Raw genomic sequence first — 19,997 nt, forward strand, 5'->3', positions numbered from 1 at the left:
GGTGGCATGGGGCGCCCCCAGCATCATGCCCACGTCAAACGAGTTGGGAGCCCCCCATGCCTCACCGCACCGGACAGCCCCTGCACCGAAGATGCCGCAGCCTCGCCCTGTTCACCGCCGGGGCCGCGGCGACCGCGGCCCTCCTCGGCACCGCCCCCGCATCGGCCGTCGGCCCGTCGGCGCCCGCGACGCCCACCGTCGCGGCCCCCGACATCCCGGTCGCCAACGTCAAGGCGCACCTGTCCCAGCTCCAGTCGATAGCGACCTCCAACGGCGGCAACCGCGCCCACGGCCGGCCCGGCTACCGGGCGTCCCTCGACTATGTGAAGGGCAAGCTGGACGCCGCCGGATTCACCACCACCGTGCAGCAGTTCTCCTCCAGCGGCGCCACCGGCTACAACCTCATCGCCGACTGGCCCGGCGGCGACGCCAACCACGTGATCTTCGCGGGCTCGCACCTGGACTCCGTGAACGCGGGCCCCGGCATCAACGACAACGGCTCCGGCTCGGCGGCCATACTCGAAGTCGCCCTCGCCGCCGCCCGCGAGGGCTACAAGCCCGACAAGCACCTGCGGTTCGCCTGGTGGGGCGCCGAGGAGCTGGGCATGGTCGGCTCCCGGTACTACGTCAACAACCTGCCGGGCGCCGAGCGCTCCAAGATCGACGGCTATCTGAACTTCGACATGGTCGGCTCGCCCAACCCCGGCTACTTCGTCTACGACGACGACGCGCAGCTGGAGAAGGTCTTCAAGGACTTCTACGCGAGCAAGAACATCCCCACCGAGATCGAGACCGAGGGCGACGGCCGCTCCGACCACGCGCCCTTCAAGAACGCGGGCATCCGCGTCGGCGGCCTGTTCAGCGGCGCCGACTACATCAAGACCGCGGCCCAGGCCCAGAAGTGGGGCGGCACCTCCGGCCGCGCCTTCGACGCCTGCTACCACCGGTCCTGCGACACCTCGGCGAACATCAACGACGCCGCCCTGAACAACAACAGCGACGCCATCGCGAGCGCCATATGGTCCCTGAGCGGCGGCTCCACCAACCCGCCCGACGGCAAGAGCTTCGAGAACGCCGCCGACGTCCAGATCCCCGACGCCGGCCCGGCCGTGGAATCGCCCGTCACCGTGACCGGCGTCGCCGGCAACGCGCCCGCCGCCCTCAAGGTCGGCGTCGACATCAAGCACACCTGGCGCGGCGACCTCACCGTCGCCCTGGTCGGCCCGAGCGGCCGTACGTTCAGCCTCAAGACCGCCAGCGGCAACGACTCCGCGGACAACGTCATCGCCACCTACACCGTCGACGCCTCGTCCGAGACGGCGAACGGCACCTGGAAACTCCGCGTACAGGACACCGGCGCCCAGGACACCGGCTATATCGACAGCTGGAAGCTGACCTTCTAGAACCACCGGGGCCGGAGGCTGCTCGCCCCCGGCCCCTCCGCGAAAGCGCTACACCGTGATGTCGCGCGTCGTGAAGCGCGCCCAGGCCGCCGACCCGAAGACCGCCGCGTACAGGGCCTGGAGCCCCAGGTTCCGCCGCAGCTCGTCCCAGTAGACGGGGTCCCGCAGGAGGTCGGCGAAGGAGAGCCAGTAGTGCGGGAAGAGATAGGGCTGCACGGCGTGCAGCTGGGGGATCTGATCGAGGATCTGGACGGTGATCAGCAGCCCCACGGTGGCCGCCATCGCCGCGATGCCGCTGTTGGTGAGGGTGGAGATGAACAGGCCGACGGCCGCGACGCCCACCAGTGACGCCGCCACGACGACCGCGATCACCCCGGCCCGCAGCAGGCCGTCCGCGAAGGAGACCGTCGTCCCGGAGATCAGGGTGACGTCGCCCAGCGGGAACAGCAGCGCCCCCACCACGAGCGCCGAGACGGCCACCACCAGGGTCGCGGCCAGGCAGAACGTGATCACGGTCGCGTACTTGGCGAGCAGCAGGCGCGTCCGGCCGGCCGGGGCGACCAGCAGATAGCGCAGCGTGCCGGAGCTCGCCTCGCCCGCGATCGCGTCGCCCGCCACCACGCCGATCGCCATCGGCAGGAAGAACGGCAGGGTCGCGGCGAGCGAGGTGAAGACCAGGAAGAGCCCGTTGTTGGTGACCTGCGCGATGAACGCGGGCCCGCCCGCGCCGCCCCCGCCCGACGAGCCGTCGTCCGTCTGGATCTTCACGGCGATGCCGACCAGGACCGGTACGGCCGCGAGCACGGCCAGCAGCGCCAGCGTCCGCCAGCGGCGGAAGGTCGTACCGATCTCGCTGCGTACGAGCCCCAGCCGCCACAGCGGGCTGGGCGCGCGCGCCGCCCCGGCCCGTTCCCGCGCGTCAACCCGCGACATCGAAGCCCTCCCCCGTGAGCGCGACGAAGGCGTCCTCCAGCGAGGCCCGCTCCGTGCCGAAGCCGCGCACCCGCACGTCGGCCCGTACGAGCGCGGCGTTGAGGTCGGCGAGGTCGAGAGGGCCGCTGGGGCCGAGGGGGCCACCGGGATCGAGAGGGCCGCCGGGATCGAGGGGGCCACCGGGGTCGAGAGGGTCGCCGAGGCCGAGGGGGTCGCCGGGGCCGAGGGGGTCGCCGGGGCCGAGGGGGCCGCCGGGATCCGCCGTCGGCAGTTCGCCGGTGATCCGGTCCTCGGCGACGACGAGGTCGCTCACGCCGTGCTCCTTGAGGACGCGCACCGCGTCCGCCGTGTCGGGGGTGGTGACGACCAGCCGGCCGCGGGCGGCCCCGGCCAGCTCGGCGACCGTGCCCTGGGTGAGCAGCCGGCCCCGCGCCATGACCGCGGTGTGCGTGCAGACCTGCTCGATCTCGTCGAGGAGGTGGGAGGAGAGGAAGACGGTGGTGCCCTCGGCGGCCAGCTCGCGCACCAGGGTGCGGATCTCGCGCATGCCCTGCGGGTCGAGGCCGTTGGTCGGCTCGTCGAGTACGAGCAGTTCGCGCGGCTGGAGCAGGGCCGCGGCCAGCCCGAGCCGCTGCTTCATGCCGAGCGAGTACGCACGCGCCTTCTTGCCCGCGGCGGCGGCCAGGCCGACGCGCTCCAGGGCGGCGGAGACCCGCGCGGAGCGGGTGCGGGGGTCGGCGGCCGGGTCGGCGGCGTCGTACCGGGCGAGGTTGTCGCGGCCGCTCAGGAACGCGTAGAGGGCGGGGCCCTCGATGAGCGCCCCCACCCTCGGCAGCACCCGCCGCCCCGCCCGCGGCATGGGCTCGCCCAGGACGCGGGCGACGCCGGACGTCGGCTCGATCAGCCCGACGAGCATCCGGATCGTGGTCGTCTTCCCGGAGCCGTTGGGCCCGAGGAAGCCGAAGACGCTGCCGCGCGGCACGGTGAGGTCCAGCCCGTCGACGGCGAGCTGCCCGCCGCGGTACCGCTTGCTGAGCCCGCGCGTCGCGATGACGGCGTCATCGTCACGGGGCGCCGGGCCCGCGGCCGGTCGGGGCGCGTCGTTCACCGGATCCACCTTCACCTCCCGGCCGGGCGGCCGACGGGTCTGCCTGAGCACGTCTGCCCCGGCCGACGGACGGCCGGGGCAGGGTGGCGAGTACTCGCCTACTTGGCGTTGTTCGCCGCGTCGACCAGCGCTTCCTTGTCGACCGCGCCGACGTAGAGCTTGCCGTCGTCCGTCAGCAGGGCGTTGACCAGCCGGGTGCTGAAGACATGGCCGGAGCCGAACTTCCCGGACACCTTCTTGCCGAAGGAGTCCATCAGGCCCGACGCGTCGTCGCCGCTGCCCTTGCCGCCCTTCGCGGTCGCGCCGTCCTTGCCGCCGGGCACGCTGCCCTTGGGCATCGAGATCTCGGCGATCGAGGCCCAGCCCTTGCCGGTGACGTTGACCTCGGAGCCGTCCTTGGCGCCGCCGAAGTCCTTGGCCCAGTCCTCGGCCTTGTCCGCGCCCTTGCCGGTGAAGAGGCCGGAACCGCCCTTGCGCCCGGCGTCGGCCTTGGCGTCCTTGGCGTCCTTCGCCTCCGTGACCTTCGTGCCCTTCGGCGGCGTGAAGTCGAACGTACTGGCGGCCGGCTTGCCGAAGTCCACCTTCGTGAAGCCCGCGTCGACGACCGGCTTGCCGCCGCCCTTCGGGTTGACCGTGACCTTCAGCGGCACGCCGTTCTTCGCGTCCACCGAGATCCGGACCGACTCGACCGTCGAACCACTCTGCTTGGGCTTGATCGACAGCTGGTACGCGTCCCGCCCGGCGACCTTGGCGGTGCCGTCCACGGAGACCGAGGTGGAGTCGTCCACGGCGGCCAGCGCCTGCTTGGCGAGCTCCTGCGGGGAGGCGCTGCGCAGCCCCTTCGCCGCGTCGGAGCCCTTGCCCTTGCCGGAGGCGTCCTTCGGGACGGTCGCGTGGTAGGCGGAGTTGCTGGCGCTGTCGTAGCCCCAGAGCTGGTCGCCGTTGTGGATGAGGCTGTACTCGGCGGCCTTCTCCTCGATCGACAGCCGCTGCTTGCCGGGCCCGTCGGCGGCCACCCGCAGCGTGTGCGTACCGGCGGCGAGCTCGGTGAGCTTGGACTGCGGGGAGGCGTCGGAGCCGCCGCCCTTGCCGCTGTTCCCGCCGCCCCCGCCGCTCCCGCCGAACGACATGCCGGACGGCAGCGAGGGCAGCCCCAGGTCGGTCGAGATCTTCACCGAACCGGACAGTTGCTGGGTGTCGGAGGCAGCGACCTTGGCTATCAGGTCCTGGGCGGTGATCGTCGGAAGGTCGGGGTCGCCGCTGCTGGCGAGCGCCGGGACCAGCCCGATCGTCGCTGCCGCCACCCCCGCCACCGCGACCGGTACCCCGTACCGGACGGCCTTGCGACGGCCCGGACGGCGGCCCTCGGGCTCACCCGCGTCGTCGGCCTCGTATGTCGGTCGGATCAGTGGCATCTGCTCTACCTCCGTCGTCGGCGGCGGTCTTTCGCGTCCTGCACTCGTCCACCCTCGGGCCATTGTCGCCCGACCGCCCTGTGGTGGCGCTAGCAATCCCACCAAAACGGCCGGTAAGAAACGTCAGCCCCGGGGATCAACTCCATGTCAGCCTCCGGTATGACGGCCGCTCGCCGCCGGACCGCCGGGATACGCCTGGCAGCGCACTGTCCGCGCCCGATCCCTTAGGGGGCGCCCCGGCTCCGCTGCGGCGCGTACAAGCGCGGATACGACGCCCCGCCACGTACGACCGAACGGGGCGGCGGCCCGTACGACCACGGAGGCCCGTACGACCGCGGCGGCTGAAGTCCGGGCCCCAGCCGAGGGGCCGGAGGACACGGACCGGAGGACGCGGGCCGGAGGACACAGGCCGACGCGCCCGCGCCGTCAGCCCGCCCGGTGCACCACCGCGTCGCAGAGCTCCTCAAGAGCCGACTTCGCGAACCCGTCCGGCAGCGGGGCCAGGCACGTACGGGCGTCTTGCGCGTAGCGGACCGTGTCGCGGCGGGCCTGCTCCAGGGCCGGGTGGACCCGGAGCCGGCCGAGTACGTGCGCGAGCCGGGCGTCGTCCGTGAGGTCGCCCTTGAGGAGCTCGACCAGTTCGCGGTCGTCCGCCGAGCCGCTCGCCGCGGCCTGCTCGCGCAGCCGCAGCACCGGCAGCGTGGGGATGCCCTCGCGCAGGTCCGTACCCGGCGTCTTGCCCGATTCGTGGCCCTCGCTCGCGATGTCGAGGACGTCGTCGGCGAGCTGGAAGGCGATGCCGAGCCGCTCGCAGTACTGGGTGAGGATGTCGACGGTGCCCTCGTCCGCCCCGGCCATCATCGCGCCGAACCGCCCCGCGACGGCGATCAGCGAGCCGGTCTTGCCCGCCAGGACGTCGAGGTAGTGCTCGACCTCGTCGCGGCCGTCGCTCGGGCCGGCGGTCTCCAGGATCTGGCCGGTGACCAGCCGCTCGAACGCCTCGGCCTGGATACGGACCGCCTCCGGGCCCAGGTCGGCCAGTATGTGCGAGGCGCGCGCGAAGAGGAAGTCGCCGGTCAGGACGGCGACGGAGTTGCCCCAGCGGGCGTTGGCGCTGTCCACGCCGCGCCGCACCTCGGCCTCGTCCATGACGTCGTCGTGGTAGAGCGTCGCGAGGTGGGTGAGCTCCACGACGACGGCCGACGGCACGACGCCCGGCGCGTACGGGTCGCCGAACTGGGCGGCGAGCATCACCAGCAGCGGCCGGAACCGCTTGCCGCCCGCCCGCACCAGATGCTGCGCGGCCTCGGTGATGAACGGCACTTCGCTTTTGGTGGCCTCCAGGAGGCCCTCCTCGACGGCGGCCAGCCCGGCCTGGACATCGGCTTCAAGAGCCTGGTCCCGCACGCTCAGCCCGAAGGGCCCTACGACGGTCACGAGGGTTACTCCTGTCTGCCTGCGATCACGAGGTTTGTCGATGTATCGCTGTCTCCACCGAAAGTCAGCGTATCCGGTCCCGTATGGATCACCGTGGCCGCCCGCCCGGCGAAGTGCCGGGGCGACCCCCGGGTGACCCCGGGGCGACCGCTCCACACGGCATCCGGTCGGCGACCGTTCGGCGTCCACGCTCGGCGACCGTTCGGCGTCCACGCGCCGTCCGGGCGACATCCGGTCGCCGTCGGAACGGCATCCGGTCGCCGTTCGGGCGGCAGCCCGTCGGCGTTCGGCCGGTGCCCGGGCGGCAGCCCGTCGGCGTCCGCCGCCGCGCAGCCCGCTTTTCGGCCCGGTATGTTCTTGATCACCCGGAGCATCGGGTTTTGCCCGGAAAGGAAGGGGCAGCAGCGGCAGTCGGACCACTGATGACCTTGGAGCCAGCACCTTGACCGAGACCGCGCCGGTCGACGAGAGACCCCCGACCGCAGCCGACCACTCCTTCTTCGGGCACCCCCGCGGCCTGCTCACGCTCTTCGGCCTGGAGATGTGGGAGCGGTTCTCGTTCCTCGGCATGCAGGCGATCCTCGTCCTGTACTTCGCGGACACCCTGGCCCACGGCGGCCTCGACATGCCCTCGAACACGGCCGCCTCCGTCACCGCCGCCTACGGCACCCTGGTCTATCTCGTCTCGGTCGCGGGCGGCTGGCTCGCGGACCGCGTCCTCGGCACGTACCGCGCCGTCCTGTGGGGCGGCGTCCTCATCGCCTGCGGGCACTATTCGATGGCCGTGCCCGCCGGCGCCATGACCTGGGTCGGCCTAGGGCTGATCATCGCCGGTACGGGGCTGCTCAAACCCAATGTCTCCACCATGGTCGGCAAGCTCTACGCGACCGACGACGAGCGGCGCGACGCCGGGTTCGCGCTGTACTACATGGGCATCAACATCGGCGCGTTCCTCGGCCCGCTGATCACCGGCTGGCTCGGCCAGAAGGTCGGCTGGCACTGGGGGTTCTCCGCCGCCGCGATCGGCATGACCTTCGGCCTCGCCCAGTACGTGCTCGGCCGCCGCGGACTGGCGGGCCGCAAGCACAGCGCCGAGTTCGCGCTGCCGCCCACGGCCATGCGCCGCGCCGGGCTGCTGATCGCCGGGGGCCTGGTCGCGCTCGTCGCCGTCGCGCTCGCGCTGCACGCCGCGGGCTGGCTGACCATGGACCGTACGGTCGACGCCGTCACCGTCATCTCCGTGGTCGCGCCGGTCGTCTACTTCACCGTCATGTTCCGCAGCCCGCGGGTGACCGCGCCCGAACGCGGCAGGCTGCGCCCGTACATGGTGCTGTTCGCGGCGTCCGTGGTCTTCAACTTCATCCTCTTCCAGTCGTATTCGACGATGACGCTGCTGGCCGCGGACCACGCGCGGACCTCCGTCCTCGGCTTCGACTTCCCCTCCACCTGGTACAACTCCGTGCTCGGCGTGGTGGAGGTGGTGCTCGCGCCGTTCGTCGCCGCGCTCTGGGTCAGGATGGGCCGCCGCCAGCCGCACGCCTCCCACAAGATCGCCTACGGGGTGATCCTCGGCGGCCTGTCCTTCCTCGTGATGGTGCCCGCCACCACCGGCCGCGCCGGCGACTGGAAGATGGCTGCCTGGTGGCTGGTCGTCTCGTACGTACTCCTCGGCCTCGGCGACATCCTGCTGGAGACCACCGGCATGTCCGCGACCACCAAGCTCGCCCCGGCCGCCTTCGCCAGCCAGACGATGGCCCTGTGGTTCCTCTCGCTGGCCCTCGCCAACGGCATCCAGGCGCAGACCGTGAAGCTCTTCGGCGAGATCTCCAACGCGCTGTACTTCGGCGCGAACGGGGCCGTCGCCGTCATCGCGGGCGTCGCGGTGATCGCCGTCGGCCCCTGGCTGCGCCGCACCATGCACCCCGTCCACTGAGGCTGTTGGGATCACGCCATGCAGAACACCCCGCACATCCGCACCGACTTCCCGCACCGCACGTTCCGCGAGGACGTCCGCATCCCCATGGCGGACGGCACCGAGCTGTACGCCCGGATCTGGCGCCCGTACGGCTCCGAGCCCGTACCCGCCCTCCTGGAGTACCTGCCCTACCGGCTCGGCGACTGGACCGCGCCGCGCGACGAGCAGAGACACCCCTGGTACGCGGGGCACGGCTACGCCTCCGTACGGGTCGACGTGCGCGGCCACGGCAACTCGCAGGGCATGCCGGGCGACGAGTACGACGAGCAGGAGCTCGCCGACGGCGTCGCGGTGGTGGAGTGGCTCGCCGCCCAGCCCTGGTGCAGCGGGCGGGTCGGGATGTTCGGCATCTCCTGGGGCGGCTTCAACAGCCTCCAGATCGCCGCCCGCGCCCCCGAGGCGCTCAAGGCGATCATCACGGTCTGCTCGGCGGACGACCGCTACGACAACGACGTGCACTACATGGGCGGCTCCGTGCTCGCCGTCGACATGCACGCCTGGGCCGCCACCATGCTGGCCTTCGTCTCCCGGCCGCCGGACCCCGCCCATGTGGGGGACGCCTGGCGGCAGATGTGGCTGGACCGGCTGGAGACCGTCGCCCCCTTCATCCACACCTGGCTGGCCCACCAGTCGCGCGACGACTACTGGCGGCACGGCAGCGTCAGCGAGGACTACACGGCGATCAATGCGGCCGTGCTCGCGGTCGGCGGCTGGCACGACCCGTACCGGGACACCGTGCTGCGCCTCGTCGAACACCTCTCGGGCGACGGCGGCGCGCCCGTACGCGGCCTGATCGGACCCTGGTCCCACCAGTACCCGGACCGCGGCCTGCCGCCCGGCCCGGCCATCGGCTTCCTCCAGGAGACCCTGCGCTGGTGGGACCACTGGCTCAAGGACGCCGACACCGGGGTCATGGACGACCCGCTGCTACGGGCCTGGATCAGCGAATCCCACCCGCCGGCCACGGTCTACACCGAGCTGCCCGGCCGCTGGGTCGGCGAGGACGCCTGGCCCTCCCCCGCGATCCGCACGACCGCCTACGCGCTCCCCGGCGACGCCCCGGTCGAGGTCGCCTCCCCGCAGCACACGGGCGTGGACGCGGGCCGCTTCTTCCCGTTCGGCAACGACGCGGACCTCCCGCCCGACCAGCGCGAGGAGGACGGCCGCTCGGTCTCCTTCGACTCCGCCCCCCTCACCGACCGCGTCGAGATCCTCGGCCGCCCCCGCGTCCGGCTCCGCCTCACCTCGCAGGCGCGGCGCGGCCAGGTCATCGCACGCATCTGCGACGTGGCCCCGGACGGCTCCTCCACGCTGGTCACCCGAGGCGTCCTCAACCTGGCGTCGAGGCACGGCCGCGACCGCAGCGTGGAATGGGAACCGGGCGCCACGGAAGACGTGGCCTTCGACCTGAACGGCATCGGCCACGCCTTCCCGCCCGGCCACCGCATCCGGCTCTCGCTCTCCTCGGCGTACTGGCCGTGGATCTGGCCCCAGCCGGACGGCGACGGCTGGACGGTGCACCCGTCGCACAGCACGATGGACCTGCCGGTAAGAGACGCGTCGGGGGACGCCGCCAGGCCCTCGATCGCCTTCGAGGAGCCGGAGCAGTCGGAACCGCTGGCAGTCGACTACCCCGATGCGGAATCCCCCCGCCCGGAACGCCGGGTCATCCGCGACGTGGCCACCGCCGACTGGACCCTGGAAGTCGACCCCCGTTACGGCGGCACGCGCGTCTATCCCGACGGCCTCCAGTTCACCGAAGACGCCCTGGAGACCTACCGCATCCGCACCTACGACCCCCTCAGCGCCCGCACCCGCTCCGACTGGCACATCCGCCTGCACCGCCCGGACATCGGCTGGGACGTGAAGGTCGACACGGAATCGGAGATCACGGCGGACGAGACCGACTTCCTCACGTACAACAAGGTGACGTGCCGGGAAGGCGAAAACATCGTCTTCGAACGCGAATGGCGAAACCGTCTGCCCCGCACGGCGGGCTGAGCCCTTCAGACAGGCCAGGCGGCAGCCTGGGCCCCGTCCAACCAGGCGGCGGCCGGGCCCTCCGAGCGGACGGTGAGACCGAACCGCTCGGGGCCGGGCCGCCCGTGCCGGTCCCACCAGCGGAAAGCGCCCTCCACCTCGTCCCAGAGCCGCCGGGGCCCGGCCTGGTACACCTTGGCGCGCTCGGGGCCGTCCCGGAAAACCACGACAGCCCAGGACCGGTCCGTCAGCCCGTAGAACCAGACGGCGCGCCGGCCGTCGCGCTCACGGTCGGCGTTATGGGCGAGGTGCCGCACCCGGAGCCCGATGGCGAACCCGGCGCTCCGGAAGGGGGCTTCCGGCACGTCGGTGAACGAGATCTCCGCGGCATCCATGGCCTCGGGCCCCGGCACGTACGAGTCGTGCCGGGGCCATACGAACCGCTGCGACCGCATCCGCATGAACGCCACGGGGCGCGTGAAAGCTCCGGAGGCGCTCAGCCCGTCACGGTCGACGACAAGCCGGGCGGTGGCCTCGTCCGCGCCGTAGTAGGTCCCCCAGGGCAGCAGGACGATCCCGCCGGGACGGGTCTGCTCAATCCACGCGCCAGGGATCTGACGCACCCCGCAGGTGACGATGACCCGATCGAACGGGGCCAGCTCCGGACACCCCAGGGCCCCGTCCCCGTGCACCACCTCCACGGGCAGCCCGAACCGCTCCAGACCGGCCCGCCCCCGCGCGGCCACCGCCCCGTCGACTTCCACCGTGACGACGTTCGCGGCCCCGAGCCGATACGCCAGCAGCGCGGCGTTCCACCCCGTGCCCGTACCGATCTCCAACACGCGCTGCCCTGGCCGTACATCGAGATCCCGAAGCATCGAGAACACCAGGCTCGGCATGGAGGAGGACGAACTGAACGAGGCTCCCGGCCGGGTCCCCTCATGCGCCCCGTCATCCCACTGCGTGACGATGGGATCGTCCGACGCCGCCCACCGCTCCCAGCCCCCCGGGTCCAGCTCCCTGTCGACCGCGACACTCCGCCCGGTGCCCATGTCATGCGGCCACATCACCCCGGGCAGAAAAGCCGCCCGAGGCACAGCCTCGTAAGCCGAAACCCAATCGGGAGACAGCGCCCCGGAATCCAGAAGCGACCGCTTCAGCTCACCGGAGCCCGTCACTTACGGTGCGTTCCGTCCCCTGGGGGTGTGGAGCCGTCAGGGGTGGGCTCATCAGTCGGCGTCCAAGGCTGCCCGGGATGCCCGTCCCCCTGCTCGTCGTCCCGCCCGTTCCCGCCGCCGCTCACATGGGCGCTCTGTCGCATGTCCACCGCTTCCCCCTCAACTCAACGAGATCAGGGCTCCATCGTGGCCTCAGCCGCCCTCCGGGGGAACACCATTACTACGACGCAACCCGAACGAGCGACTCACGCCGCTACCGCGATCAGGGCGGGGCCGTCGGCCCTGAGCGGAATTCACGCGGGCGGCGTCACAGTTGGGTGCCGCCGCCGTCCACCGTGAGTTCGGCGCCGGTGGTGAATGTCGCGTCGAAGGCGAGGAAAGCGGCGGCGCGTGCGACTTCCTCCGGGATTCCTACGCGTCGCATGGGAATCAGGGCGGCGAATTCCTCTCGCATTGCGTCCACTACCTCGGCGGGCAGGGACTTGTACAGAATTCCCGTATCGATCGGCCCCGGGCTCACCGCGTTGACCCGTACGCCGCGCGGTTGCAGCTCGCGGGCCCAGCTGCGGGCCATCGAGCGGAGGGCCGCCTTGCTCGCCGAGTAGACGCTGTGGTCCGGCAGGCCCAGTTCGTTCGCGATGGAGGTGGTCAGCACCACGCCGCTGCCCTCGGCGAGCAGCGGGAGCAGCCGCTGCAATGTGAAGTAGGGGCCCTTGGTGTTGGCGGTGAAGACGGTGTCGTACATGTCCTCGGTCACCGCGTCGAACGGCGCCTGGCTGCTGACGCCGGAATTCAGGAATACCGCGTCCAGCCGGCCGAACGCCTCCTCTGCTTTCCCGGCCAGGGCATCCCGGTCGGCCTGTGAGGTGGCGTCGCTGCGGACCGCGAGCAGGCCCTCATTCCTCGCCTTTTCCAGTGCGGCTTCCTTGCGCCCCGTGATCATTACCTGAGCGCCCTCGGCCGCCAGCAGGCGTGCGATCGACAGACCTATTCCCTCGCTGCCGCCGGTGACAAGGGCGCGCTTTCCTTCGTACTTTCCCATGCCTCGATGAAATACCGGCCCCGCGAACGGCGTCCAAGACCTGAATGGCAACCCGTCATGCGCGCACCGCATGGAGGTAGGCTCGCAGCGTGCGCGTTCCCGGCTCGGACCTCGATCTTCGGCTCGTCGGCTACTTCACGGCGGTCGCGGAACACGCCAACTTCGGCCGGGCCGCCGCGGTGCTGCACGTCGCGCAGCCGTCCCTGAGCCGCCAGATCCAGCGCCTTGAGGAGCACCTGGGCGTGCGCCTCTTCGACCGCACGCCGCAGGGCAGCCGGCTCACGGAAGCCGGGCGCGCCTTTCTGCCGCAGGCCCAGGCGCTGCTCCAGGCCGCGCACCGGGCCGAGCTCACCGCGCGCGACGCCGGCGCCCCGCGCGAGTTCACCATCGGGTACGTCGAGGACCTGGTCATCACGCACGCCGTGCGGCGGCTGCGGCAGCAGCACCCCGCGGCCCGCATCCGCACGCGTTACCTGGAGTGGAACGACGCCCGCGCCCTGACCGACCGCCGCGTGGACGCCCTGGTCGCCCGCGCCCCGCTGCCCTTCCCCACCGACCGCCTGCGCCTCGCCGAGCTGTGGTCCGAGCCGCGGGTCCTGGTCGTCCCCGCGGACCACCGCCTGGCGGGCCGGGGATCGGTGACCGTCGACGACCTCGGCGAAGAGGTCTTCCCCCAGTGCCCGAACGCCGTCCCGCAGTGGAGCGACTTCGCCCGCCTGGAGCCCCGGCCGGACGGGGCCCCGGCGCGCAGCGCTCCGATCGACTACGAGGCGTTCGAGGACAAACTCGACCTGGCCGCCGAGGGCCGGATGGTGCTGATTCTGGCCGCCGGCGACCGGCGGCCCCAACTGCGCCCCGGCCTGACCACCGTGCCCATCGAGGGCATCGACCCGATCCGCGTCGTCCTGGCGACCCGCGCCGCCGACACCAATCCCCTGATCGGGGATTTCCTGAGCACCTGGCCGTCCGGCGGTGCCGCTCCCCGCAGTCGCTGAGCGGCCCGCCCCGCCCCTACCGGCCCCCCGGCCCCGTCACAGCCCGAGCCGGCTAACCGTGCCGCTCAGCGGCGAAATCCACGAACGCGGCCCACGCGGCAGGGGCCAGGACGAGCACTGGCCCGTGTGGAACCTTGCTGTCCCGGACAGCTACAACGCCGTACGTCGCCACAGCGGAAGGCGACCACTCGACGCAGTTGCCGCCGTCTTGGTTGCTGTAGCTCGACTTGACCCATTGGACGTGCGGGATCAGAGTCACGTTTCCTCCATGAGCTCGCGGATCATACGTGCGGACGCCTCAGGGGAGAGAGCTGCGGCGGTGACGACATCGTATGACCGGGAGAGGTGCCTGACCGCTGCTGATTCACTGATGATCGCACCGGACTTGATGCCCTCCGTATAGACCACCGTTGCCCCATCCGTGCCGGTGAGAATCGACATGGAGCCGTCCACGAGGCCGTGCGTCTCCGCGGTGAACGGCAGCACCTGCAAGACATTGGTGTGCTGGGCACCGGCTGCCAGCAGGGACGCCAACTGATCGCGCATCACGGCGCGTCCGCCGATGTTTCGCCTGATGACCGACTCGCACATGATGGCCGAGAAGTCCGGTGGCGAGCTCCCCCGCAACACGTCCTGCCGCGCCAGTCGGGCGCCCACCTTCAGCGCCAGTTCTTGATCACTCGCCCTTGGAGCGCCGGCCCTGAACAGGGCGTGGGCGTACCCCGCCGTCTGGAGGAGCCCCGGTACAACTGTCGGCGACCATTCGGCGATGGCAACGGCTTTGGGCTCGGCTTCCATGCGCTGCCTGTACTGCACCGGGAAGGCGTCCGCGCGAATCTCGTCGTACAGCCGCTTGAACGTGCCATCCGTCCCGAAGATTTCATCCAGCAAGGCCGGCAGACCGCTGGGAATCGGCGGCACCGCCCGTTCAATACGCGAGATGGCGGACTTCGACATGCGCGTCCTGCGCGCCAAGTCGCTCTGCGTCATCCGGCACTCCGGCCACAGCTCGCGGTGTTCGCGTACGGCGTCACCGAATCGCTCCCTCGGTGTACGGCCGTCAACTTCACGTTCCTCAGCCATAAGCGCGCCCCTTGACCAACCGTCTGAGACTTCAGCTGCGCATTTCTGTCTGCACAGCTCAGAGACTCGTGCATATGCCGCCGCAGCCAGACCGCAGGTTGGACGACGAAGCTCTTCCCACCCTATCCAGCCTCATCGCAGTCTGAGTCCACTCACTTACGGAGAGTGGGCAGGAGAATTCGCGATGCCCCACCCGTCCCAGGAAAAACACCCACCAACCAACGGTGCAGCCGTAGTTGAGTGCTCCCACAGCACCGGAGGCTGCTACGGCATGGCGTCTGTGAGCTGGCCACACCAGTACGTGAATACGAAGGACGCGGCGCTGCATGGACGGCGCGGGCTGATGCGGCTCAGGTGGTTGTGCTCATGAGGAGTACTGCGCGGGCGCAATTGGCCTGGCTCATCGCGGAGATGGGAGTGGACGGAGTCCTCCTCCTTCTCAAAGGCGTACGCGGCGACGTGCCCAAAAAAGCGGCGGGCGGCGATCCGCGCATCCCGTTCGGTTCTCCCGCCTACCCGCCCTGCCAGTGCGCGCAGCACCGGGCCGGGGAAGGTCGGCCGGACTCGTCCGTGCGCCTGAGCGTTCATGACGTGCCGCCGCCCCGCCCGCCCGGGCCAGTCGGTGCACCACCCGCCAACGCCCCCGACGAACCCTGAAGCCCCTGAGCGCCACGAGGAGGTGGAACCACTCAACCGGCGGTGTGAGGGCGTGGCCGGGCCGGAGCGGGCCCCCGCCCAGCCCTGGCCCTACCTCCCCGCCACCGCCCGCGCCACCCGCGGCGACGCGTACTCCGTCCCGCATACGAATCGCATCACCGGGCCGAAGCTCGCCGCCGCCGGGAGGCCCGTGAAGTGCAGGCCCGGTATCGAGGAGCCGTAGCCGGCGTCCAGGCGGGGGCCGCCCGCGGAGACCGCCAGGCGGGCGCGGAGGCCGTGTCCGAGGAAGCCCAGGGCGGCCAGGTCCACGCGGTAGCCCGTGGCGGCCAGGACGTGGTCGGCGGTCAGTTCGGACGTGAGGCCGCCGGCGCCGACGAGGGTCAGGACCGGGCGGCCGTCCGCGACCCGCGCCCGTACGACCCGCTTGCCCTCGGTGACCTGCACCCGGCCGATGAAGCGGTCCCGCAGCCACCACGCGCCGAGCGGCCCCAGCACCCGCTTGACCAGGAACTTCCGCGTCGGCGGCGGAAGGTGGCGGAAGCCTTCGGCGTAGTACGACAGGGCGTACAGCGACCAGGCGCGGCCGAACGGCGTCTCCGGGCGCAGCGGCGGCTGGCCGTCCGGGGCCGTGCCGAACCGCACCGCGCCCCGGCCGCGCGCCACCACCCGCACCGACGCGGCCCCGGCGTCGGCGAGCAGCACGGCGCTCTCCAGCGCCGACTGGCCGGCCCCGACCACGACGACATGGGCCCCGGCGAACCGGGACAGGTCGCGGTGCTGGGAGCTGTGCGAGAGCAGGCCGGTCGCGGAGGGTCCGTCCGGCGCGGCGGGGGCCAGCTCGGGCGGCAGGTACGCGAGCCCGGACAGCCCGGTGGCCACGACCACGGCGCGCGCCGTGAACTGTTCTCCGGAGTCGAGCTTCAGCTCGAAACCGGAGCCTTGGGCACCGCCGGGTCGGTCCTTCGCCCGCCGGTCGACGGACACCACCCGCACCTGCTCCAACTCCGGCACCAGCCGTTTCTGGAACCACTCCCCGTACCGGGCGAAGGTCTCGACGGGGATGATGTCCCAGTCCGACTCGTACCGCCGTTCCCCCGCCTCCTGGCAGTAGTCGAGCAGCGTATGGCCCGGCTGCGGAGCGTCGATGTTCGAGGCGGCCGGCGTCGATTTGAGCAGCATCCCGGCGGGCATGTGCTCCCGCCAGCTCACCATCGGCGCGCCGAACACGCGGACGGGCACTCCGCGCGCCCGCAGATGGGCGGCGGTCGAGAGACCGTACGGACCGGCCCCGATGACTGCTACCGGATGTGTCACGAGTCCCCTCCCCAGGGCATTACTCAGCGATGGCGCGGCGGCGCGAGCGACGCGTGCGCCACAGTTGCAGCAGGTGCCGCGCGCCCGGCCGGACGAAGCGGACGAGCATCGTGAAGAACGGCTTCATGTCGTCGCGAGCGATCCAGGCCAGCTCCGTGGAGCTGGCCCGCGCGGGCGCGTGCGGCGTGGTGTACCCGCTGCGGCGGTACGCGGCGTACGCGGGCAGGTCGATGTTCTCGACGATGAAGCGGCGCCCCGCGAGCTGCTCGCCCTCGGGGACCTTGCGGCCGGTGAGGTCGAGGTGCTGGGCGCGTACGACGTCGATCCCCCACTCGTTCTCGAACAGCCGGAACTGGGCGCCCATCCGGGGGTTGAAGTCCAGCAGCTTGTACAGGCCGTCGCGCCGGTCGTACCGCCAGTCGAGGTCGACGATCCCGGAGAAGCCGATCCGCTTGATGAACTGCGCGGTCATCTCGGCGAGTTCGGGGTTGTCGACGACGTACGCGTTGGCCGTCATCCCGGCGTGCGGCGGCCAGGAGCGGACCTTGACGCCCGTGAACATGGAGAGCGCGGTGGACTCCGCGTCGAAGTAGGCGTGGACGATCCAGTCCTCGGCCTCCTCGCGCGGCAGGTACTCCTGGATGATCACGCCGGGCCGCGGGCCCCATTCCCGCGCCAGTTGCAGCAGTTCGCGGGGGCCGGAGATACGCGTCGTGCCGTGCACGACCGGCTTGCGGCGCCGCTCGAACGCCTCGCGGTTCTTGGCGACCACGGGAAAGCGCGCGGCGGCCGCGAACCGCGCGATCTCCTCGTACGAGTCGGGGAACGCGGCGGCTGGGGAGGGCACGCCGTGCTCCACGCAGAGCTGGTGCAGGCCCTGCTTGCTGGCGAGGCGGCGGGGTAACTCCGGCTCCACGCGAGGGAAGAGGAAGCGCTCGCGGAGCGCGTCCGCCTGCTCGGCGATCAGCACGGCCGCCTCCTCGTCGGTGGGGATCAGCAGCGTCGGCCGGCCGATCCGGCGGCCGATCCCCAGCAGCCCCTCGACGAGGCGCTCGGGGCGCTCGGTGCCGGTCGTCGGCCAGACGAAGCCGCGGCTGAGGTAGCGGGAGGCGGCTGCGGGGGTCCAGCGGTCCTCCGTGACGGCGAACATGGGGACGCCGAGCCGGCCGAGGCTGCGGATCGCGCCGACCCCGCCGTGGTGCAGCGGGTAGTCGCCGAACTTCACGATCAATCCGGGAACGGACCGGTCCGCCGCGATGGGCGTGCTTCTGCTCGCCACCAGCTCCCCCTCGGCCACCGCAGCGCAGCGGCCCCCCCACTGTGCGTGACCCGACTTGGAACGCTACTTCGGAATCATCCGTTCCAGCAAGGCGTTTCGGGACATTGCGAACGCTTTAAGGATCGTCTCAAGGCCGCGCCGCGGGCCGCTTCCGGATCACTCGGAAAGACCCTTCGGCGGCCGGTGCGAGGGTCGGCCGGAATGGTCCCCACCGGGGCGGCTGCGACCGGTTGCCCCGCGGGCGACAGGCCGTAATCTGGTCCGAGCCAATCGGCGACGAGGAAGGCGAGGCAGCACCCCATGCCCCAGCAAGACCCCTTCGGTCCGGACACCCTCCCGTACGGCGTGTTCACCACCGCCGACGCCCCCGAACAGCGGCGGATCGGCGTCCGTTACGGCGAGCGCGTACTGGACGCCGGCGCGATCGCCACCGTACGCGGCTCCGCCCACGCCGAGCTGCTGGTCGCCCCCGACCTGGGCCCGCTGCTGGCCGCGGGCCGCCCCGTCTGGCAGGCGGTACGGGCCGAGGTACGCGACTGGATCAGCGAGGAACCGTTCCTCCTGCCGCTGGCCGACGTCACCCTCCACCTCCCCTTCGAGGTGGCCGACTACGTCGACTTCTACGCGAGCGAGCACCACGCCACCAACGTCGGCCGGATCTTCCGCCCCGACGGCGACGCGCTCACCCCGAACTGGAAGCACCTGCCCATCGGCTACCACGGCCGCGCGGGCACCGTCGTCGTCACCGGCACCGAGGTCGTACGCCCCAGCGGCCAGCGCAAGACCCCCGCCGACGACGCCCCGACCTTCGGGCCGTCCCGCCGCCTGGACATCGAGGCCGAGGTCGGCTTCGTCGTCGGAACCCCCTCCTCCGCCCCCGTGCCGCTGGACGGCTTCCGCGACCACGTCTTCGGCGTCTGCCTCGTCAACGACTGGTCCGCGCGCGACCTCCAGGCGTGGGAGTACGTGCCGCTCGGCCCGTTCCTCGGCAAGTCCTTCGCGACCTCCGTCTCCGCCTGGATCACCCCACTCGACGCCTTCGACGACGCCCGTACGGCCCCGCCGGAGCGCACCCACCCCCTCCTCCCCTACCTCGACGACTCGGCCGCCGAGCCCGCCGGGCTCGACATCCGCATCGACGTCGCCCTCAACGGCGAGCCGCTCACCTCCCCACCCTTCTCCACCATGTACTGGACGGCCGCGCAGCAGCTCGCGCACATGACGGTCAACGGCGCGACGCTGCGCACCGGCGACCTCTTCGCCTCCGGCACGGTCAGCGGCCCCGAGGAGCACCAGCTCGGCTGCCTCCTCGAACTCACCAAGGGGAAGGGCCCGTTCCTCCAGGACGGCGACGAGGTCACCATCACCGCCTGGGCCCCGGGACCGGACGGCTCGCGCATCGGACTCGGCGAGGTCACCGGCCGCATCGCCCCCGCGGCCCCGGCAGCGGACACCGCCACGGACGCCGGCGCGCCATGACGTTCGCCGCGCCCGACCTCACGCTCCCCGAGGAACTGCTGCTCCTCGCCCACCACCCCACCGCGGGGCGGCGGCTGTGCCGGTCGCGGTTCCTCCAGTACGGCGTGGCCGGCGCCGTACTCGCCGAACTCCAGCTCTCCGGGCACATCGTGGAGCAGGGCGGCCGCATCACGGTGGTCAAGCCGCTGCGGCCCGAGGACCCGCTGCTGGCCGCCGCGATGGCCACCCTGCCCGCGCCGGGCAAGGGCCGCGGCGACCGCGGCCCCCGCCCCCGCGGCTGGGTGCGCCGCTCGGGCCGGCACCTCCAGGGGCCGTGGCTGGCGCGGCTGGTGGAGCGCGGCGCGCTGCGGCCGGAGGAGCGCCGCTTCCTCGGCCTGATCCGCTACCGCCTCTACCCCGCGGGCAGCGTCGACTGGACCACCCCGGCCCGGCACCGCTTCGAGGCGGCGCTGCGCGCCGGCTTCCCCGGCCAGCGCGCCCGCGCCCTGGGCTCGCTGGCCACCGCCACGGGCGTCACCAGCCATCTCGTACCGGGCTTCGCCGCCCGCCACCTGCGGCGTTCCGCGCGCCGCCTGGTACGGGAGGAGTGGCCGGCGCTCGCCGTGCACCGCAATGTGCAGCGGGACAAGTCCGCGGAATCCAGCGGCTGACCGCCCTCGGGCACCGGGCCCCGTACACACGCCGCCGCCCGCCCCCTCCTGATCTCCGAGGGGGCGGGC

16 protein-coding genes are annotated in these 19,997 nt (G+C 72.0%); 6 read left to right on the forward strand and 10 right to left on the reverse strand.

Translation table 11 applies throughout. The annotated features are described in order from the left end of the window. Positions 1-56 precede the first annotated feature (56 nt). Positions 57-1,403 (forward strand): M28 family metallopeptidase, encoded by a 1,347-nt coding sequence (locus AB0I49_RS06460; RefSeq protein WP_363225678.1) that lies wholly within the window; start codon positions 57-59, stop codon positions 1,401-1,403. Positions 1,404-1,451: 48 nt separating this feature from the next. On the opposite strand, the gene AB0I49_RS06465 is transcribed toward AB0I49_RS06460, so the two are convergent. The 4 genes from AB0I49_RS06465 to AB0I49_RS06480 all read right to left on the reverse strand — a co-directional run bounded on the left by AB0I49_RS06465 (position 1,452) and on the right by AB0I49_RS06480 (position 6,296). Then, positions 1,452-2,336 (reverse strand): ABC transporter permease, encoded by an 885-nt coding sequence (locus tag AB0I49_RS06465; protein ID WP_363225679.1) that lies wholly within the window; start codon positions 2,334-2,336, stop codon positions 1,452-1,454. Continuing rightward, the gene (locus AB0I49_RS06470; RefSeq protein ID WP_363225680.1) at positions 2,323-3,444 is read right to left on the reverse strand and encodes an ABC transporter ATP-binding protein; all 1,122 of its coding nucleotides are present in this window, start codon (positions 3,442-3,444) and stop codon (positions 2,323-2,325) included. Before AB0I49_RS06470 ends, AB0I49_RS06465 begins: the two co-directional genes overlap by 14 nt. 98 nt (positions 3,445-3,542) lie before the next feature. Beyond that, the gene (locus AB0I49_RS06475; RefSeq protein ID WP_363225681.1) at positions 3,543-4,859 is read right to left on the reverse strand and encodes a DUF2092 domain-containing protein; all 1,317 of its coding nucleotides are present in this window, start codon (positions 4,857-4,859) and stop codon (positions 3,543-3,545) included. Positions 4,860-5,285: 426 nt separating this feature from the next. Further along, positions 5,286-6,296 (reverse strand): polyprenyl synthetase family protein, encoded by a 1,011-nt coding sequence (locus AB0I49_RS06480; protein ID WP_363225682.1) that lies wholly within the window; start codon positions 6,294-6,296, stop codon positions 5,286-5,288. Between the two features lie 442 nt (positions 6,297-6,738). Between AB0I49_RS06480 and AB0I49_RS06485 the strand changes: the two genes are divergently transcribed. Both AB0I49_RS06485 and AB0I49_RS06490 read left to right on the forward strand, forming a co-directional pair. Then, entirely contained in the window at positions 6,739-8,229 is a 1,491-nt protein-coding gene (locus AB0I49_RS06485; protein ID WP_363225683.1) for a peptide MFS transporter, read from the forward strand. A gap of 18 nt (positions 8,230-8,247) precedes the next feature. Further along, positions 8,248-10,272: a CocE/NonD family hydrolase gene (locus AB0I49_RS06490; RefSeq protein ID WP_363225684.1), complete on the forward strand. Its 2,025-nt coding sequence runs from the start codon at positions 8,248-8,250 to the stop codon at positions 10,270-10,272. A 5-nt stretch (positions 10,273-10,277) separates the two neighbouring features. On the opposite strand, the gene AB0I49_RS06495 is transcribed toward AB0I49_RS06490, so the two are convergent. Then, positions 10,278-11,318: a methyltransferase domain-containing protein gene (locus AB0I49_RS06495; protein WP_363225754.1), complete on the reverse strand. Its 1,041-nt coding sequence runs from the start codon at positions 11,316-11,318 to the stop codon at positions 10,278-10,280. A gap of 418 nt (positions 11,319-11,736) precedes the next feature. Next, positions 11,737-12,471, reverse strand: a complete 735-nt coding sequence (locus AB0I49_RS06500) for an SDR family oxidoreductase (protein WP_363225685.1) — start codon at positions 12,469-12,471, stop codon at positions 11,737-11,739. An 89-nt stretch (positions 12,472-12,560) separates the two neighbouring features. Here AB0I49_RS06500 and AB0I49_RS06505 point away from each other — a divergent pair, with 89 nt between their 5' ends. Beyond that, positions 12,561-13,466, forward strand: a complete 906-nt coding sequence (locus tag AB0I49_RS06505) for a LysR family transcriptional regulator (RefSeq protein ID WP_363225686.1) — start codon at positions 12,561-12,563, stop codon at positions 13,464-13,466. A gap of 52 nt (positions 13,467-13,518) precedes the next feature. On the opposite strand, the gene AB0I49_RS06510 is transcribed toward AB0I49_RS06505, so the two are convergent. The 4 genes from AB0I49_RS06510 to AB0I49_RS06525 form a co-directional block, all read right to left on the reverse strand. Then, entirely contained in the window at positions 13,519-13,725 is a 207-nt protein-coding gene (locus AB0I49_RS06510) for a DUF397 domain-containing protein (protein WP_363225687.1), read from the reverse strand. Then, positions 13,722-14,549: a helix-turn-helix transcriptional regulator gene (locus AB0I49_RS06515; protein ID WP_363225688.1), complete on the reverse strand. Its 828-nt coding sequence runs from the start codon at positions 14,547-14,549 to the stop codon at positions 13,722-13,724. The genes AB0I49_RS06510 and AB0I49_RS06515 overlap by 4 nt, the downstream gene beginning before the upstream one ends. Before the next feature lie 747 nt (positions 14,550-15,296). Beyond that, positions 15,297-16,520 carry an FAD-dependent oxidoreductase gene (locus AB0I49_RS06520; RefSeq protein WP_363225689.1) on the reverse strand — a complete coding sequence of 408 codons (1,224 nt, stop codon included), beginning with the start codon at positions 16,518-16,520 and terminating at the stop codon, positions 15,297-15,299. Positions 16,521-16,539: 19 nt separating this feature from the next. Then, positions 16,540-17,799 (reverse strand): ATP-grasp domain-containing protein, encoded by a 1,260-nt coding sequence (locus AB0I49_RS06525; RefSeq protein ID WP_363225690.1) that lies wholly within the window; start codon positions 17,797-17,799, stop codon positions 16,540-16,542. A 300-nt stretch (positions 17,800-18,099) separates the two neighbouring features. Between AB0I49_RS06525 and fahA the strand changes: the two genes are divergently transcribed. Next, positions 18,100-19,278 carry a fumarylacetoacetase gene (gene fahA, locus AB0I49_RS06530; RefSeq protein ID WP_363225691.1) on the forward strand — a complete coding sequence of 393 codons (1,179 nt, stop codon included), beginning with the start codon at positions 18,100-18,102 and terminating at the stop codon, positions 19,276-19,278. Beyond that, the gene (locus AB0I49_RS06535) at positions 19,275-19,928 is read left to right on the forward strand and encodes a GPP34 family phosphoprotein (RefSeq protein WP_363225692.1); all 654 of its coding nucleotides are present in this window, start codon (positions 19,275-19,277) and stop codon (positions 19,926-19,928) included. The genes fahA and AB0I49_RS06535 overlap by 4 nt, the downstream gene beginning before the upstream one ends. Positions 19,929-19,997: the final 69 nt, after the last annotated feature.

Source organism: Streptomyces sp. NPDC050617 (assembly GCF_040654795.1).
GTDB lineage: Bacteria > Actinomycetota > Actinomycetes > Streptomycetales > Streptomycetaceae > Streptomyces.